The sequence below is a fragment of the Labrenzia sp. PO1 genome (genome assembly GCF_012273635.1).
Classification (GTDB): Bacteria; Pseudomonadota; Alphaproteobacteria; order Rhizobiales; family Stappiaceae; genus Roseibium; species Roseibium algicola.
Genome location: NZ_JAAXCR010000002.1, coordinates 1,361,070 through 1,378,352, shown reverse-complemented (window position 1 = coordinate 1,378,352; position 17,283 = coordinate 1,361,070). Strand labels below are relative to the sequence as shown.

At 59.7% G+C, this 17,283-nt stretch carries 12 protein-coding genes and 1 tRNA gene; 7 read left to right on the top strand and 6 right to left on the bottom strand.

The genetic code is table 11. From position 1 onward, the window contains the following. Positions 1–73 precede the first annotated feature (73 nt). Genes HCG46_RS14240 through HCG46_RS14230 form a run of 3 tightly spaced genes read left to right on the top strand, consistent with a single transcriptional unit; the run spans position 74 to position 3,760 of the window. On the top strand, positions 74–1,030 hold the full coding sequence (locus tag HCG46_RS14240) for an ABC transporter permease (RefSeq protein WP_031268720.1): 957 nt from the start codon (positions 74–76) through the stop codon (positions 1,028–1,030). Positions 1,031–1,040: 10 nt separating this feature from the next. Further along, complete coding sequence (locus HCG46_RS14235) at positions 1,041–2,105, top strand: ABC transporter permease (protein WP_022999161.1); 1,065 nt, start codon at positions 1,041–1,043, stop codon at positions 2,103–2,105. A gap of 2 nt (positions 2,106–2,107) precedes the next feature. After that, positions 2,108–3,760: an ABC transporter ATP-binding protein gene (locus tag HCG46_RS14230; protein ID WP_022999160.1), complete on the top strand. Its 1,653-nt coding sequence runs from the start codon at positions 2,108–2,110 to the stop codon at positions 3,758–3,760. Between the two features lie 95 nt (positions 3,761–3,855). On the opposite strand, the gene HCG46_RS28585 is transcribed toward HCG46_RS14230, so the two are convergent. After that, entirely contained in the window at positions 3,856–3,978 is a 123-nt protein-coding gene (locus HCG46_RS28585) for a hypothetical protein (protein ID WP_022999159.1), read from the bottom strand. A 391-nt stretch (positions 3,979–4,369) separates the two neighbouring features. Here HCG46_RS28585 and nspC point away from each other — a divergent pair, with 391 nt between their 5' ends. Next, complete coding sequence (gene nspC, locus HCG46_RS14225; RefSeq protein WP_062490984.1) at positions 4,370–5,467, top strand: carboxynorspermidine decarboxylase; 1,098 nt, start codon at positions 4,370–4,372, stop codon at positions 5,465–5,467. A gap of 49 nt (positions 5,468–5,516) precedes the next feature. After that, positions 5,517–6,755 (top strand): saccharopine dehydrogenase family protein, encoded by a 1,239-nt coding sequence (locus tag HCG46_RS14220; protein ID WP_075283753.1) that lies wholly within the window; start codon positions 5,517–5,519, stop codon positions 6,753–6,755. Between the two features lie 291 nt (positions 6,756–7,046). Here the strand turns inward: HCG46_RS14220 and HCG46_RS14215 are convergent. Continuing rightward, a tRNA-Arg gene (locus HCG46_RS14215) sits at positions 7,047–7,123 on the bottom strand. 310 nt (positions 7,124–7,433) lie between these two features. Here HCG46_RS14215 and HCG46_RS14210 point away from each other — a divergent pair. Continuing rightward, complete coding sequence (locus HCG46_RS14210) at positions 7,434–8,990, top strand: cryptochrome/photolyase family protein (protein ID WP_168686553.1); 1,557 nt, start codon at positions 7,434–7,436, stop codon at positions 8,988–8,990. Positions 8,991–9,348: 358 nt separating this feature from the next. Here the strand turns inward: HCG46_RS14210 and HCG46_RS14205 are convergent, their stop codons facing one another. After that, positions 9,349–9,765: a septal ring lytic transglycosylase RlpA family protein gene (locus tag HCG46_RS14205; protein ID WP_075281742.1), complete on the bottom strand. Its 417-nt coding sequence runs from the start codon at positions 9,763–9,765 to the stop codon at positions 9,349–9,351. Positions 9,766–10,106: 341 nt separating this feature from the next. Between HCG46_RS14205 and HCG46_RS14200 the strand changes: the two genes are divergently transcribed. Next, positions 10,107–12,200, top strand: a complete 2,094-nt coding sequence (locus HCG46_RS14200) for a GGDEF and EAL domain-containing protein (RefSeq protein WP_168686552.1) — start codon at positions 10,107–10,109, stop codon at positions 12,198–12,200. Positions 12,201–12,265: 65 nt separating this feature from the next. On the opposite strand, the gene gyrB is transcribed toward HCG46_RS14200, so the two are convergent. The 3 genes from gyrB to dnaN form a co-directional block, all read right to left on the bottom strand. Further along, the gene (gyrB, locus tag HCG46_RS14195; protein WP_168686551.1) at positions 12,266–14,719 is read right to left on the bottom strand and encodes a DNA topoisomerase (ATP-hydrolyzing) subunit B; all 2,454 of its coding nucleotides are present in this window, start codon (positions 14,717–14,719) and stop codon (positions 12,266–12,268) included. Between the two features lie 132 nt (positions 14,720–14,851). After that, complete coding sequence (gene recF, locus HCG46_RS14190; protein WP_168686550.1) at positions 14,852–16,000, bottom strand: DNA replication/repair protein RecF; 1,149 nt, start codon at positions 15,998–16,000, stop codon at positions 14,852–14,854. 38 nt (positions 16,001–16,038) lie between these two features. After that, positions 16,039–17,157: a DNA polymerase III subunit beta gene (dnaN, locus tag HCG46_RS14185; RefSeq protein ID WP_022999149.1), complete on the bottom strand. Its 1,119-nt coding sequence runs from the start codon at positions 17,155–17,157 to the stop codon at positions 16,039–16,041. Positions 17,158–17,283: the final 126 nt, after the last annotated feature.

Genomic DNA, 17,283 nt, shown 5'->3' with positions numbered 1-17,283 from the left:
TGACAGGAACCTGCCCGATATGTGTCCGGCGGCGCTATGTGCCGTGCCGGGCTTTCCTATTCTGGAGGGACAAATGGGGGACATCCTACAGCTGGTCCTTAAGAGACTTGGCTTAGGTGCGATCACGCTACTAGTGGTCTCTATCCTGATCTTTTTTGCAGTTGAACTGCTGCCCGGCGACATTGCCCAGGCCGTTCTTGGACAGGGAGCAACGCCTGAAACCGTCGCCGCCCTGCGAGAGAAGCTCGGCCTCGACCAGCCCGCGATCCTGCGATATTTCCAATGGCTCGGCGGTGCACTCACCGGTGACTTCGGCGTCTCGCTCGTCTCTGGCGAGCGGGTCAGTGCTGCCATCAGCGACCGGTTCGTCAACACGCTTTTCCTGGCGACCTATGCGGCTGTCATCGCGGTGCCGGTTTCCATCGTTCTCGGCGTGATTGTCGCTCTCCTGCGCAATACCCTGTTCGACAGGGTCGCCAACGTGGTCACGCTGACATCGATTTCCTCTCCGGAATTCTTTCTCGGCTACATCCTCATTCTCTATCTGGCGGTCAAGACCAACTACTTCCCCGCCATTGCCAGCCTCAGCGCGGACATGAGCTTCGGGGATCTGTTGCATCGAACCTTCCTGCCGGCGCTGACCCTGGTGCTGGTGGTGACGGCCCACATGATGCGCATGACACGCGCGGCGATCATCAACCTACTGGCCTCGCCCTACATCGAGATGGCGCGGCTGAAAGGCGTTCCGCCCTGGAAGGTGATCGTCAAACACGCTCTGCCCAACGCCTGGGCGCCGATCATCAACGTCGTCGCACTCAATCTCGCCTACCTCATTACCGGCGTGGTTCTGGTCGAAGTGGTCTTCGTCTATCCGGGCGTGGGCCAGCTTCTGGTGGACGCGGTTGCCAAACGCGATTTCCCGATCGTGCAGGCCTGCTGTCTGATCTTCGCGGCAACCTTCATCCTGCTGAACCTGGCAGCCGATGTGGGCGCGATCCTGACCAATCCGCGTTTGCGGCATCCGAAGTAAGGGCAGCGACATGAGCACATTCGTTATTGGCTACTATGCGCTGCTGATCGGGGCTTCCTGCCTGGCGGCCTATTTCAACAAGCGCAAGATCTTCATTCTTGTCTTTTCCCTGACGATGATCTCCTTCATCGCGGGGATCATCGGCGGCGCTCCGGCGCTCCGGTTCATCACCACGGCTGCCGGTCTTCTGGCACTGGCCGCCGGGACATCCTTCGCGTTCCGGGAGTTCCTGATCATCATCACGCCCGCCGGTGTCTCCAAGGAGTTGCGGACCGCACCTCTCACGGCCGCCTTCGGCATGTTCGTGATCTTCACCTACGCCATCGCAGGGGTCTTTGCCCCCGTGATTGCACCTTTCGGTGAAGCGCAGGTCATTTCGTCGGCCTTTGCACCGCCGGATGAAACCATGCTTCTGGGGGCCGACCAGCTCGGCCGCGATATGTTCAGCCGCATCATCTACGGCGCGCGCAACTCTGTCGGCCTCGCGCTGCTGGCAACCATGCTGGCCTTCTTCATGGGAGCATTTGCAGGCCTGCTTGCCGCCACCAAGGGCGGTTGGTTCGATCAGCTCATCGGCCGTGTCGCAGACGTCATCATGTCGGTACCGTCACTGATCTTCGCCCTGCTGATGCTCAGTATCTTCGGCACCAACCTTGTGGTGATCGTGATCGTCGTTGCCGTCATCTATTCGCCACGCGTCTTCCGCCTTACCCGGGCGGTTGCCGGCAACGTGGTGGTGATGGACTACATCGAAGCGGCCAAGCTGCGCGGCGAGGGCACCTGGTACCTGATCCGCCGGGAAATCCTGCCTAACTCGACAGCACCATTGATCGCCGAATTCGGTCTCGAATTCTGCTTCGTGTTCCTGCTCATCGCAGGCCTGTCGTTCCTTGGCCTCGGCATTCAGCCGCCGACCGCCGACTGGGGCTCCATGGTGCGTGAGAACGCGACACTGATTTCCTTTGGCGAAATGACGCCGCTGATCCCGGCGGCCGCCATTGCGCTTCTGACTGTCGCGGTGAATTTCGTCGTCGACTGGATGCTGTTCCGGTCTTCCGGCCTGAAGGAGGTTTGAGAATGGTGCCGAAAAAAGACGTACTGCTTCGGGTCACCGATCTCCGGATCGAGGGGTACTCGGACGAAAAATGGGTCGAGATCGTTCATGGCGTCAATCTTACCCTGCACAAGGGGGAAGTGTTGGGGCTGATCGGAGAATCGGGTGCCGGCAAATCGACCATCGGCCTCGCCTCCATGGGCTTTGCCCGCGACGGCTGCCGGATTTCCGGCGGTTCCATCGAGTTCGACGGCATGGAACTGACGACGACGCCGGAGAGCGATCTCCGGGCGTTGCGCGGATCGCGCATCGCCTATGTCGCCCAGTCGGCTGCTGCTTCGTTCAATCCGGCACACCGGATTATCGACCAGCACACGGAAGCGCCGATCCAGTACCGCATTCAAAAGCGGGTCGAGGCGCAGGAAGACGCCATGGAGCTTTACGAGCGGCTGCGCCTTCCCAACCCCAACGAAATCGGCTTCCGCTATCCCCACCAGGTCTCTGGCGGCCAGTTGCAGCGCGCGATGACCGCCATGGCCATGGCGTGCCGGCCGGATCTCATCATCTTCGATGAGCCGACCACCGCACTGGACGTGACCACGCAGATCGAGGTTCTGGCGGCGATCCGGGACATTGTCGATCAGTTCAACACCGCGGCGATCTACATCACGCACGATCTGGCGGTGGTGGCGCAGATGGCCGACACCATCAAGGTGCTGCTCAAGGGCGAGGAAGTCGAAGAGGCGCCGACCGAGCAGATGCTCGGGTCTCCAAAGGAAGACTACACCAAGAGCCTTTGGGCCGTCCGCAGCTTCCAGCGGCCGCAGAAGCAGCGGCCGACCGAGGCAGGTGCCATTCCGATCGTTTCCGTGCAGGGAATTGATGCGGCCTACGGCAAGACCAAGGTGCTGGATGATGTCTCCTTCGACATCTATCCGGGCATGACGGTTGCGGTTGTCGGCGAATCCGGTTCCGGCAAGTCGACAACGGCGCGCTGCATCACTGGTCTGTTGCCACCCACCAAGGGGCAGATCCTGTTCAAGGGGGAGCCGTTGCCGCCGCGCTATCAGGACCGCAGCAAGGATCAGCTTCGCCAGGCGCAGATGATCTACCAGATGGCCGATACCGCACTGAACCCGAAGATCAGGATCAGCGAGATCATCGGCCGGCCTGCCCAGTTCTATGGCGGGCTGCACGGCGCGAAACTGAAAAACCGTGTCGACGAGCTTTTGGACCTGATCGAGCTGGACCCGTCAAAATTCTACAATCGTTATCCGCCGGAACTTTCCGGCGGCCAGAAACAGCGTGTGGGCATTGCCAGGGCCCTGGCGGCCGATCCGGCCTTCATCATCTGTGACGAGGTGACGAGCGCGCTCGACCAGCTCGTGGCGGAAGGTATCCTGAAGCTGCTCGATCGGCTGCAGCAGGAGTTCAACCTGGCCTACATGTTCATTACCCATGACCTGGCGACGGTGCGCTCCATCGCGGACGAGGTTGTGGTGATGCAGCGCGGCAAGGTGGTGGAGCAGGGGCCGAAGGACGAGATGTTCACGCCGCCGCATCATCCCTACACGGATCTGCTTCTGTCTTCGGTTCCCGAAATGGACCCGAACTGGCTGACGACGCTTCTGGAAGAGCGCGGCACCGATGCCATTGGGGAAGCCGCCGACGTCTGATTGCAGGCGGTTTGCCTGCCCTGAAATGCAATCACCCCCGGAGGTCGCTCCGGGGGTGATTGAAACTCTGCCGACTTTTCGTCAGGCGTGCGGGATCAGCCGACCATCAGGTAGCCGGAAAGAGCCATCGCACCCACGATAACGGCGTAAACGCCAACAAGCGCCGGCCAGGAGCCGCTCTGTGCCTTGTATTCGCGAATGAGATCGTCCCGGGTCATGCCGACCTCCAGAATTTGCCCAACTCTTGAGCGGGCTGGTGAATATTTGATCTGCCGGACAAATACGGGAGGAAAGTTAAGATTTCAATGAGTGAAAGCACGAATCTCCCTCCTATTTTTGCATAACTGTTCTGCGTTCCATTCACGTAAAGCATAGCAACTCGGTGAAACCGGGAGATTGCGGTTCAGCCGGCTGACCGGCTGTAGCAAGAAAGACGCCTCGGGCCCTTGCAAGGTCCTGCATGGAGACGGTATCCGTCACGCCGACAGCGAAGCTGGAACGCCTTGTGGCGAACCGGCCGGTCCGGACAACCGGGCAACCGGAAATCGCTCCCAATCACCTGTCCGCGCGGCCCGAACCGGTCGCAGGCAAAGATGGCGACGGAACCAGATGATCGAGACACCCTACTATCTGATCGACAAGGCGAAGCTGCTCCGTAACATGGAGAAGATCGCCTACGTTCGAGAGCGGTCTGGCGCAAAGGCCTTGCTGGCGCTCAAGTGCTTTGCCACCTGGTGTGTTTTCGACTTCATGCGCGAGTATATGGACGGCACCACTTCGTCGTCGCTGAACGAAGTCCGGCTGGGGCATGAGCGCTTCGGCAAGGAAACCCACGCCTATTCCGTGGCCTATGCCGACTACGAGATCGATGAAGTGATCTCCCATGCCGACAAGATCATCTTCAATTCCATCAGCCAGCTGGAACGGTTCGCGGACAAATCCGCAGGCATCGTGCGCGGGCTTCGCCTCAACCCGATGGTCAGCTCCTCCAGTTTCGACCTTGCCGACCCGGCCCGGCCTTTCTCCCGCCTCGGAGAATGGGACGTGGCCAAGATTGAAAAGGTCATGGACCGGATCAGCGGTTTCATGATCCATAACAACTGCGAAAATGCCGATTTTGCGCTGTTCGACCGCATGCTTGGCGATATCGAGGAAAAGTTCGGCGGGCTTTTGAGCCGGGCGGAATGGGTGAGCCTTGGGGGCGGTATCCATTTCACGGGGGACGACTACCCACTCGACCTCTTCGCCGACCGCCTCAAGGCCTTCGCCGAAAAATACGGCGTTCAGGTCTACCTGGAACCGGGCGAAGCCTCGATCACCCGGTCGACCACACTGGAGACGACGGTGCTGGACACGCTCTTCAACGGCAAGAACCTGGCCATCGTCGATGCGTCCATCGAAGCTCATATGCTCGATCTGCTGATTTACCGCGAGACCGCGAAGGTGACCCCCAACGAAGGGCCGCACAGCTACATGATCTGTGGCAAGTCCTGCCTTGCCGGCGACATATTCGGCGAGTTCAACTTCCCTGCCGAACTCAAGACCGGTGACCGGGTTTCCATTCAGGATGCGGCGGGTTACACGATGGTCAAGAAAAACTGGTTTAATGGCGTGAAAATGCCCGCGATTGCGGTCAAGGAAGTGGACGGAACAGTCCACGTTGCTCGTGAGTTTTCATACCAGGACTACGAGCAAAGTCTGTCTTGAGACTTGAACCCCGAACACCCCCAAGGTCCAAGGAAGGTATCTTTATCAAATGAAAAAGACTGTTCTCATCATCGGCGCCGGAGGTGTCGCTCAGGTGGTGGCGCATAAGTGCGCTCAGAACAATGATGTTCTCGGCGATATACATATCGCCTCGCGCACCAAATCCAAATGCGACGACATCATCGCAACCGTGCATGCCAAGAAGGCGCTGAAGCAGCCGGGTGTTCTGGAAGGACACGAACTCAACGCTCTGGACATTGCCGCCACCAGCGCGCTGATCCGCAAAACCGGTGCGCAGATCGTCATCAATGTCGGCACCGCCTTCCTGAACATGTCCGTCCTCAGCGCCTGTCTGGAGACGGGAGCGGCCTATATCGACACGGCCATTCATGAAGAGCCGGGCAAGATCTGCGAGACCCCGCCCTGGTATGGCAACTACGAATGGAAACGGGCCGAGGAATGCGCCGCCAAGGGCGTCACCGCCATTCTGGGCGCCGGTTTCGACCCGGGCGTCGTCAACGCCTATGCCCGCCTTGCCAAGGACGACTATCTCGACAAGGTGACCGAGGTCGATATCGTCGACATCAACGCCGGCAGCCACCAGCGCTATTTCGCCACAAACTTTGATCCGGAGATCAACTTCCGGGAGTTCACCGGCACGGTCTATTCCTGGCAGCAGGGCAAGTGGCAGGAAAACAAGATGTTCGAGATCGGCAAGGAATATGACCTGCCGGTGGTCGGCAAGCGCATGGCCTATCTGTGCGGCCACGACGAAGTGCATTCCCTGGCAAAGAACATGGACGGCGCGGACGTCCGGTTCTGGATGGGCTTCGGCGAGCACTACATCAACGTCTTCACCGTTCTGAAGAACATCGGCCTCCTGTCCGAGCAGCCGGTCAAGACGGCGGAAGGACTGGAAGTCGTACCGCTGAAGGTGGTCAAGGCGTGTCTGCCGGATCCGTCTTCGCTGGCGCCTGAATACACCGGCAAGACCTGCATCGGTGATTTCGTGAAGGGCACCAAGGACGGCAAGGAACACGAGGTGTTCATCTACAATGTTGCCGACCACAAGGAAGCCTACGAGGAAGTCGGCAGCCAGGGCATTTCCTACACCGCCGGCGTTCCGCCGGTCGCGGCCGCCATGCTGATAGCCACCGGGGAATGGGACGTGAAGAAGATGGCCAACGTGGAAGAACTGCCGCCGCATCCCTTCCTCGGCATCCTCAACCGCATCGGCCTGCCGACCCGCATCAAGGACGCCAACGGCGATCGCGCCCTGGAGTTCTAGGTCCAGGCCTTTTCCAGCGGATCAACCTGCACAGCCCCGGTTACCACTGGGGCTGTTTGCGTTTCAGTCAACCGCAAACGGGCTGCAAAGTGCCCTCAGGCCCCGCCCACGAACAGAAAGCCGTCTTTCGAACAAATATCGTGCAGCCTGCCTGCCCAGGCCGGTCCTCTGAGCGCCCGATTTGGTCGCTTTGAAATTCAGGTAGAGAAGGGTGTTCACAGAAAGGCAAAAACGCCCATCGCAGCGAGCCAATGCCCAATGGCAGATTACGATACTGAAAGTCAGGAAAATTGGCGCACCCGACAGGATTCGAACCTGTGACCTCTGCCTTCGGAGGGCAGCGCTCTATCCAGCTGAGCTACGGGTGCTCTTCGCGCGCGCAAGGGCTGCGCGGCGGATAGAGGGGTCTGATACAAGATCCGGCGATCCGGGGCAATCGCTTTCTGAAATTTTGGACAAGATATCGGCGGGGTTGTCGGGGCTGGATGAACGCAGGGTTATCTGCGCAGCTGCCGGTGGTTTTTGGGTGCTCGAGCCTGGCTGGTCAGGGAGAAACTGGCCGGACAGAGTAGGGCGGTCCGCGTTTGACGCGGGAGCGCGAGGAAAAAATGGCCGCAGAGGTGATAGGGCGGCGGGGGTTGTGCGTAGGAAGGCCAGGACCGGATAAAACAGAGCCCCATGACCGAGACCAACCACTGCCGTTCGCTTGTACTTGTGCTGGGAGACCAGCTGAGCCTTGACCTGTCCAGCCTGAAGCGGGCCGATCCGGCCCACGACAGGGTGCTGATGGTCGAGGTGATGGCGGAGGCCACTTATGTGCGCCATCACAAGAAGAAGATTGCCTTCCTGTTTTCCGCCATGCGCCACTTCGCCGAAGAGTTGAAGGAAGCCGGCTGGACGGTGGATTACGTCAAGCTGGATGACCCTGCCAACAGCGGCAGCTTCAAGGGCGAGGTGAAGCGGGCCTGCGAACACCTGCGGCCACAGCGGATGGTGGTTACCGAACCCGGCGAGTGGCGGGTCTTGGAGGACATGCGCGCCTGGTCCGACGCTTTCAGCCTTCCGGTGGAGATCCTGACCGACACGCGGTTCTTCTCAACGGTGGCGGATTTTCGGGCATGGGCGGACGGACGCAAGCAATTGCGCATGGAATATTTCTACCGCGAGATGCGCCGTTCCACCGGCCTGCTGATGGACGGTGACAAGCCTGCGGGGGGCAAATGGAACTATGATGCGGACAATCGCAAGCCCGCGCAGCCGGACCTGTTCATGCCAGAGCCGAAACGCTTTAAGCCGGACGCAATCACGCGAGAGGTGCTGGACCTGGTCGCCAGTCGATTTTCCGGGCACATAGGCGATCTTGAGCCATTCTGGTTCGCAGTGACCCGCAAGGACGCGGAAGAGGCCTGTGAGCACTTCCTGGCCGACATGCTGGCCGATTTCGGAACCTATCAGGATGCCATGCTGAGCGGCCGGAAGTTTCTGTTCCACTCGGTGCTGTCGGCCTATTTGAACGCCGGCCTGCTGGATGCCAAGGTGTTGTGCCGGAAGGTGGAAGAGGCATGGAAAGCGGACAAGGTTCCGCTCAATGCCGCCGAAGGGTTCATCCGGCAGATCCTTGGCTGGCGGGAATATGTGCGCGGGATCTACTGGCTGAAGATGCCGGACTATGTCGACAGCAACGCACTTGGCGCCGACCGTCCGTTGCCCGATTTCTACTGGACCGGACAGACACGCATGCGCTGCCTGTCGGAAGCGATCGGCCAGACCTTGGAAGAAGCCTATGCCCACCACATTCAAAGACTGATGGTGACAGGCAATTTCGCCCTGCTGGCGGGCGTCAGGCCGAAGGAAGTGCATGAATGGTATCTGATGGTCTACGCCGACGCCTATGAATGGGTGGAAGCGCCCAACACCATTGGCATGAGCCAGTTTGCCGATGGCGGGCTTCTCGGCTCCAAACCCTATGTATCGAGCGGCAACTATATCGACCGGATGTCGGACTATTGCGGCGCATGCTCTTATGACGTGAAGCAGAAGACGGGGCCGAAGGCCTGTCCGTTCAATGCGCTTTACTGGGACTTTCTGGACCGCAACAAGGAGGTGCTCAAGGGCAATCCGCGGCTCGGTCAGCCTTACGCGTCCTGGCACAGGATGGGGCCGGAAAAACAGCAGTTACTCAAGGAAAGTGCTGCGGACTTCCTGAAACGTCTGTTTGAGGGGGAGGAGGTCTGAAACTGGCGCGTCCGCGTAAGCAAAAGCAGAGGCTATCGAGGGCAGTTTCGAGCCGGTTACGGCGGGATGAGGAATGTTACAAAAAAAACGCGCAGCCGTTAGACTGCGCGAATAAAGTTACTGTGCACGTGGCCCCATCGACCACGGCGGCAACTCTAGCGGCATCTTTCTCGATTGTCATTACCGTAAAATATTTTATTTTTTGATTCACTGTAATGCGACTGATCGTTATTCATACTGAGTCATATATGAAATAATGTGTCGTACAAATTAATTCATTAATTTCAGCGCTTTAAATTTGTCATACAATTTAGAAGCGCCGTTGCGGCAAGGAAATGTTGTCTTTCCTGCCGCAAATTTATTGGCAAATTTGCTTATATTCGGAAGAAATTTTCCCGGCTTTGCTGGAAAGTTTTACGCGCGTGATGCCTCTGCGGACAAAACCGAGCTCTTTTGCTGCCGCCCAGGTCACATCTATAACACGGCCCTTGGCAAAGGGGCCCCGGTCGTTGATACGGACCGTGACAGTCTTTCCGTTGGCAAGATTGGTCACATCCACCAGCGTACCGAAGGGGAGGCTCCTGTGGGCTGCGGTCAGTTGGTTGGGGTTTGCGCGTTCACCACTGGCGGTGGTGCCACCGAGCTTGTACCAGGACGCTTTCCCGCATTGTTGATAGACGCCCGCCTGAGCACCGCTGACGACACCTGCTGCTGCAAGCAAGGCACCCGCCAAGGCAACGCGCGATAAGTGCCGCGCGAGAACAATTCTCTTCATGATAGTCCCCCTGGGGCAAGTGAGCCCGCCCCGATCGATCTTGAACACAGTTTCGTGACGACGCTGGTAACATTCCGTAGCGGCGCCTTTGCGTCGTCAGGGTGATCAAAATGTGGCAGTTTTCGGGGCAAATGAGGCGTTAGTATAAAATAAACATAAAATTTTAAATACATTTGCAGGAGTCGCATTAAATTTTGATTTACTATAAAAATTCTAAGAGTTGTGGGTAGTTTTTCTGTTTCGATTTTGCCAACTGAACTGTGTTAGTAATTTTTACATAGGAGCGGCGCATGTGTGTATTGATTAGCGCCATTTTAACGGCAATTTGAAAGGGCGGTCTGGTGCAAGTCAGCCATCGGTTCTTAAGCGACCGGCTGGAACAATCCGGTCGTGCGGAAAATAATAATCTTACAGGCTTCCACACGTCCCTGCTGGAGGTTCTTCCCCATGCTGCGGCCTATGTCGCGCAGGATGGCAGCGTCCTTGTTCACAACAAGCAGATGAAGGCGCTTTGCGCCGCAAAAGGCGTCTTTCCGGTGCCGGTCAGCCTGCCGTCGCTTTTGTCGGAAACAAGCTGGCGGCGGTGCGAGGCGGTTCTGTCGGCGGCTTTCAGCGGTGTTCCCGCGCAGGCGAGCGGGGCCATCGTGCTGCAGTCGGGCGAAACCTTCTGCCACCACATGATTTGCACATCCTTTGTCTCCCTCTCGGGCGAGCGCCAGGCCGTCCTGGTACAGTTCGATCTGGAAGAACACGGCCAGGACGAGATCGTTACCCTGCCAGAGCCGGCGCGAAATGAAATCCGCTCCGCAAAGTCCGCAAGAGATCTCGATCTTCTGGAGCATTTTCCGGACGACGTTCTTGTGTTCGACGGTTCCGAAAGCCTCGATGAAATGGCGGGAAAGCTGCTGAAGCTGATCAACAGCGACTATGAAATGGACCTCTTGGCCGAAGCCCTGGAAAACCTGGAGGGCGAACTGCCGCAGACCTTCTATATTCCGGAAAATCGAAGCTTCCAGGCAGCAGGTTACGTGACCGATCGCCAGATGTGCGAAGTGCGGCTCGTTCCCATTCCCGGTTCGGTGAAGAGTAAGCCGGGTATGGGTGCCTCAATGGCGGTTATCCGGCGCAATGTCGACTGCCCTCAGGAAACCGCCGAAAACAGGCGCCTGGCCTATCTCGACCCGCTGACGGGCCTGGAAAACCGCCGTGCCTTTACCAAGGCCTTGAAACGTGAGCTGACCCGGCTTGCCGCAGAAGATGAAATCGGCCTCGCCGTTCTTTATATCGATCTCGACGAGTTCAAGAAGGTCAATGATCTCGGTGGCCACGATGCGGGTGATGACATGCTCCAGCGGGTCGCGGCTTGCCTGCGCCTGACCTTGGGTGAATTCGGGACAGCCGCCAGGATCGGCGGTGATGAATTTGCCGGCATGGTGCCGGTGGTCAACGAGGAAGCCGCTCTCGATATCGCCGAGGAAATTCTGGCCGGTTTTGACCGTATCCGTCTGGAGGTGGGGGACCGGGTGTTCACCATTGGCGGGTCCATCGGTGTGGCGTTCCTCGACAGCAATGTGAAGCTGCGTGAAGGTGATGCGGCAGCTCTTCTGGGGCTGGCCGACCGGGCATGTTTGCGCGGCAAGCGATTTGGCGGCCGTTCCGTGCAGGTTCATTCGGTGCAGCCGCAGGACTGCGAAGGGGCGGGTGGTGAGCTGGCGGATCTACCCGAGCCGGGAAGTTTCCGCGGCAACGAGCTGACACTCTATGCGATGCCCATCGTCTGCCTGAAACGGAACAGGGCCTGCGGATCTGAAATCCTTCTGCGCCTGCAGGGGGACCGCGCCCGGGGCCTGTCTTCACGTGCCTGGATCTCGGCTGCCGAACGCTCCGGTTTCATTGCACAGGTGGATGCCTGGACGCTGGACAAGGTGCTGGACGCGGCAGAACGCAATCCCGACCGTACCATCCTGACGATGAACGTCTCGGCTGAATCCGCCCGCGATCCGATTTTCCGTGACGGGCTCTATCATCGTTTGTCGGTCAATCCGCTGCTGGCATCCAAGCTGTGCCTCGAAATCGCGGAAAAGGATTTTTTGCGGGAGCCGGCGAGTGTTCAGGCGTTTTTCAAGTTCGTGAACGAACTGGGGTGCCAGACCGCCATTGACGACTTTGCCGGACACTGGCCGGTTCTGTCGCGGTTGACCAACCTGCGTGTCGAATGGCTGAAGCTTGAATCGAGCCTCACTCAGCAGGTGGTGGAAGAGCCCGCCAAGGCGGCCATCCTGAACGGGCTGGTACGCGCCGCCCACGAGCTCGGCATCAAGGTGATCGCCAAACATGTGGAAACGGCGGAAGAGGCCAGTCTGCTGAGGGAGCTCGATATCGAGGCGGCACAGGGCTTCTTTTTCGGTAGGCCCGAACCCTGGCCCGGCGGTTGAACGAAACCTGAAATCGTAAAAAAAAGCGGCGCTATGCGCCGCTTTTTTGTTTGTTTGCCAAGGCCTTAGATGTCGAGGTTGGCCACGGCCAGGGCATTTTCCTGGATGAATTCGCGCCGTGGATCGACTTCGTCTCCCATCAGTTTGGTGAAGATGTCGTCGGCGTCGTCCGCCTCGCGCACCTTCACCTGCAGCAGGGAGCGGACATTCGGGTCGAGCGTCGTTTCCCAGAGCTGTTCCGGGTTCATCTCGCCGAGACCCTTGTAGCGCTGCAGCGAGATACCCTTCTGGCCGGCGGCGTAGATCTGGTTCAGCAAGGCGCGAGGCCCCCGAATTTCCGTCGAGATATCCTTGCGCCGCAAGACGGCGGCCTTGCCGTAGATCTCGTTCAGATGGGCTGCGTGTGCTGCAAGACGGCGTGCGTCCGTGGAGCCAAGCAGGGCAGCGTCAATCGTTGCGGCTTCCTGCACGCCGCGAACCATCCGTTTGAACACAAGGCTGCCGTCGTCCCGCGCTTCGCCGGTCCAGCCCCGTTCGAATTCGTCGGCCAAGATGTCCATCCGGCGGGCGATATAGGCGGCAGCTTCCTCAGCCTTGCCCTGATCGTCCAGGATCTCCGGTGTCAACGCACCCGCAATCGCGGCCTGTTCGACAACATCGCGGTTGTAGCGTGAATGCAACCCGTCGAAGATGTCGGAAATGGTCCGTGCGGTTTCGGCGACGGCACGAAGGTCCTGGCCGGTGCGAACCTCGCCGTTGGCAAGCGTCAGCGAAGCTTCGTCCAGACCCTGTCCGATCAGATAGTCTTCCAGCGCCTTCTGGTCTTTCAGGTACTGCTCGGACTGGCCGCGCTTGACCTTGTAGAGCGGTGGCTGCGCAATATAGATGTAGCCGTTTTCGATCAGCTCCGGCATCTGGCGGAAGAAGAACGTCAGCAGCAGGGTGCGAATGTGCGCGCCGTCCACGTCAGCATCGGTCATGATGATGATCTTGTGATAGCGCAGCTTCTCGACGTTGAATTCTTCCTTGCCGATCCCGGTGCCAAGCGCCGTGATCAGCGTGCCGATTTCGTTCGAGGACAGCATCTTGTCGAAGCGTGCCCGCTCTACGTTGAGGATCTTGCCGCGCAGAGGCAGCACGGCCTGGTTTTCGCGGTGACGGCCCTGTTTGGCCGAGCCGCCTGCGGAATCACCCTCCACCAGGAAGAGTTCGGCCTTGGAGGCGTCGCGCTCCTGGCAATCGGCAAGCTTGCCGGGCAGGGAGGCGATGTCGAGGGCCCCTTTGCGGCGCGTCAGCTCGCGTGCCTTGCGGGCGGCTTCACGCGCGGAAGCCGCTTCCACCACCTTGGAGACGATCGTCTTGGCCGGCGCGGGGTTTTCCTCGAGCCATTCGCTCAGGATCTGCGAGATCAGGTTTTCGACCACCGGACGCACTTCGGAGGAAACCAGCTTGTCCTTGGTCTGGGACGAGAATTTCGGATCCGGCACCTTGACGGAAAGAACGCAGGTCAGGCCTTCGCGGCAGTCATCGCCGGAAAGGTTCACCTTTTCCTTTTTCATCAGTCCGGTTGCTTCCGCATAGCCGGTAACCTGCCTGGTCAGCGCAGCCCGGAAACCGGCAAGGTGGGTACCGCCATCGCGCTGCGGAATGTTGTTGGTGAAGCACAGCACATGCTCATGATAGCTGTCGTTCCACCACATGGCGGCTTCGACCGTGATGCCGTCACGCTCGGCCCGCATGTTGATCGGCTCTTCGATCAACGGATGTTTGGCACGGTCCAGATAGCGCACGAACGCTTCCAGGCCGCCTTCATAGAACAGCTCCTCGACCTTGTCCTCAACGCCGCGCTTGTCCGTCAGGATGATGCGGACGCCGGAGTTCAGGAAGGCCAGCTCGCGCAGCCGGTGTTCCAGCGTGCTGAAATCGAACTCGGTCTTGGTGAAGGTTTCCGGTGACGGCAGGAAGGTCACCTCGGTCCCTTTTCTACCGTTGGCCGGGCCAACCACCTTGAGCGGTGCCTGGGCATCGCCATGGGCAAAGGTCATGGAGTGTTCTTCGCCGTTGCGCCAGATGCGCAGTTCCAGCTTTGTCGACAGCGCATTGACCACGGAAACGCCCACGCCGTGCAAGCCGCCGGAGACCTTGTAGGAGTTCTGGTCGAATTTACCGCCCGCGTGCAGCTGGGTCATGATGACCTCGGCAGCCGACACGCCTTCTTCCGGGTGCAGGTCCGTCGGAATTCCGCGGCCGTTGTCGGAAACCGTAACCGATCCGTCCGGGTTGAGCGTCACGGTCACATGGTCGGCGTGGCCGGCCAGCGCTTCGTCGATGGCGTTGTCGACCACCTCGTAGACCATGTGGTGCAGACCGGAGCCGTCATCGGTGTCGCCGATATACATGCCGGGCCGCTTGCGCACGGCATCGAGGCCCTTGAGGACCTTGATGCTGTCGGCGCCATATTCGGCACCGCCATTGGTTTCGGGGGTCGGGCTGCTCTCAGGCGTGGACGTGTCGCTCATGCGAATCAATCACCAATCGATTTATCTTTTCCACCCCCGTTATACGGGGTTCCGGCGGGGGTTCAACCACGTGCCGGCCATAGCCAAGCCAGCGAAGGGATTCTGGTGGAAAACCATAAGATTCCGGCGGATTTAAGGGGCCTCGCCTCGCTTCAGCAGGCGCCCCTGGTGCTCCCGGATCTCAAACACTTCGGCTTCCACCGGCAAAGCCTCGAAAAGGGCCTCGTCCGTACCGGTCATGAAGACTTGTCCGCCAAGGGAATCCAGCTTCGAAAACAGGGCCGAACGACGGTCGGGATCGAGATGCGCGGCGACTTCATCAAGCAGCAGGACAGGCGTCATTCCCGACACCTTTGCCGTCAGTTCGGCATGCGCAAGGATAAGGCCTATCAGCAGCGCTTTCTGTTCCCCGGTCGAGGATTGCGAAGCCGGCATCGCCTTGGCTGCGTGATGAACGGTGAGATCGCTCAGATGCGGTCCGTTGAGCGTGCGCCCGGCGGCCCGGTCGCGGTGTCGGCCGTCCTGCAGCATCTGGCGGTAGCGGTCCTCCCGGTCGGAGGCGCTCAAACCGGCAGTTTCCGCCTCGAAGGCACCTTCGAGGGAAACTGAAGCATGGGGAAACGGCAGGTCCTGGGCCGCCTGGCCGGCAATCATCCGGCTGAGCAGGTCGACGGTCTCTGCCCTGGCGATGGAGACGGCGGTGCCGAGCTCGGCGACCTGCTGTTCCAGCGCGCTGAGAAAGGCATCGGAGCCGCCCTGATCGAGAAGGCGATTGCGTTGACGAAGGGCGTTTTCGAAGTCGCTGACCCGGCGGCCGTGGGTCGGGTCGATCGCCAGCGTCAGCCGGTCAAGAAAACGGCGACGGTCGGAGCCGGGGCCGGTGAACAGCCCGTCCATTGAAGGCACGAGCCAGAGCACCCGCATGTAGTCCAGAAGACTTTCCGAGCCGCGAACTTCCTCGCCGTCGATACGCACCTTGCGCCCGGAGGTGCCGGCCACCAAGCCTGTGCCGATTTTGGTTTCGAACCCATCCAAGAGAACTGTTGCGGCAACGCTCCAGCTGCCATCGCCGTCCTTGCGCGCAATGTCGGCAAGGGCCGCCCGGCGCAGGCCGCGGCCGGCAGTCAGAAAGGATATGGCTTCCAGAATATTGGTCTTGCCGGCGCCATTGGGGCCGACGAAGGCGACCATCCTGGCCGCCATCGGCAATGTCAGCGTGTTGTAGTTGCGGAAGCCGGTCAGCGACAGACGGGTCAGCCGCGCCGTCCGGTAATCTGTCATGACCCCACTTCCGCTACTGTTTGGGCGTGCCGGCTAGATCAGACCCGCATCGGCATGAGAACGAACAGGCAGTCGTCGACCGTGTTGTCCTGAATGAGGGTCGGCGAGCCGCTGTCCGCCAGACGGAACAGGGCCGTATCGCTCGACAGCTGGTTGGCAATGTCGAGCAGGTAGCGGGAGTTGAAGCCGATTTCCAACGGATCGGCATCATATTCGACGGCAAGTTCTTCCGTCGCGCTGCCCGAATCCGGGTTGTTCACGGTCAGCACCAGGCGACCTTCGGTTAGCGACAGCTTGACGGCACGGCCACGTTCGGAAGAGATCGTCGACACGCGGTCGACAGCTTCCTTGAACTCGTCCCGGTCGACGCGCATTTCCTTGTCGTTGTTCTGCGGGATCACCCGGCCGTAGTCCGGGAAGGTGCCGTCAATCAGCTTGGACGTCAGGATGACGGAGCCGGTCGTGAGGCGGATCTTGGTATCGGAAAGCTCGACCTGGACATTGGCTTCCGGGTTCTCGAGCAGTTTCTGGATCTCGCCAACGGTCTTGCGCGGCACGATGATGCCCGGCATGCCGGCCGAACCGGAAGGCGCCGGCACTTCTGCCTGGGCCAGACGGTGGCCATCTGTGGCAACAGCGCGGAACTGGAGACCGGAGCCCGCGTCTACCGTGTGCAGGTAGATACCGTTCAGATAGTAACGGGTCTCTTCGGTCGAAATCGCGAACTGGGTCGCGTCGATCAGCTTGCGGATATCGGCGCCTGTCAGTGCGAAACCGTGACTGAAGTCGCCCGCGGTCAGGTCCGGGAAGTCGGTTTCCGGCAGCATCTGCAGGGTGAACTTCGAGCGGCCGGCGCGGATTTCCAGCGTGGCGTTGTCGCTGGTGGTTTCCAGAACCACCTGCGAGCCTTCCGGCAGCTTGCGAACGATGTCGTAGAACATGTGTGCCGGAACGGTGGTCGCACCCGGCAATTCAATCATGGCCGGAACGCTTTCGACGATTTCCAGATCGAGGTCCGTTGCCTTCAGGTTGATCGCGCCGCCATCGGCGCGCAGAAGAACGTTCGACAGGATCGGAATGGTATTCCGGCGTTCGACCACGCGGTGAACATGGGTCAAGGACTTGAGGAGGTCGGTCCGCTCGAGGGTCGCTTTCATACTCTCGTTCCGTACTCATGAAGCGCCTGGCTGAACTGCCGGGCTGATTGAATATTCTTGGCTCCGGTGTGGAGCGGGGTGGACGACACTGCCCTTAACCGGCTCCAAAAGCAAGGGGGCGTTCTG

What these genes read in the sequence shown, in the direction of transcription:
- HCG46_RS14240 (WP_031268720.1), top strand. Translation starts at nt 74, where the DNA reads ATGGGGGACATCCTACAGCTGGTCCTTAAGAGACTTGGCTTAGGTGCG.
- HCG46_RS14235 (WP_022999161.1), top strand. Translation starts at nt 1,041, where the DNA reads ATGAGCACATTCGTTATTGGCTACTATGCGCTGCTGATCGGGGCTTCC.
- HCG46_RS14230 (WP_022999160.1), top strand. Translation starts at nt 2,108, where the DNA reads ATGGTGCCGAAAAAAGACGTACTGCTTCGGGTCACCGATCTCCGGATC.
- HCG46_RS28585 (WP_022999159.1), bottom strand. Translation starts at nt 3,978, where the DNA reads ATGACCCGGGACGATCTCATTCGCGAATACAAGGCACAGAGCGGCTCC.
- nspC (WP_062490984.1), top strand. Translation starts at nt 4,370, where the DNA reads ATGATCGAGACACCCTACTATCTGATCGACAAGGCGAAGCTGCTCCGT.
- HCG46_RS14220 (WP_075283753.1), top strand. Translation starts at nt 5,517, where the DNA reads ATGAAAAAGACTGTTCTCATCATCGGCGCCGGAGGTGTCGCTCAGGTG.
- HCG46_RS14210 (WP_168686553.1), top strand. Translation starts at nt 7,434, where the DNA reads ATGACCGAGACCAACCACTGCCGTTCGCTTGTACTTGTGCTGGGAGAC.
- HCG46_RS14205 (WP_075281742.1), bottom strand. Translation starts at nt 9,765, where the DNA reads ATGAAGAGAATTGTTCTCGCGCGGCACTTATCGCGCGTTGCCTTGGCG.
- gyrB (WP_168686551.1), bottom strand. Translation starts at nt 14,719, where the DNA reads ATGAGCGACACGTCCACGCCTGAGAGCAGCCCGACCCCCGAAACCAAT.
- recF (WP_168686550.1), bottom strand. Translation starts at nt 16,000, where the DNA reads ATGACAGATTACCGGACGGCGCGGCTGACCCGTCTGTCGCTGACCGGC.
- dnaN (WP_022999149.1), bottom strand. Translation starts at nt 17,157, where the DNA reads ATGAAAGCGACCCTCGAGCGGACCGACCTCCTCAAGTCCTTGACCCAT.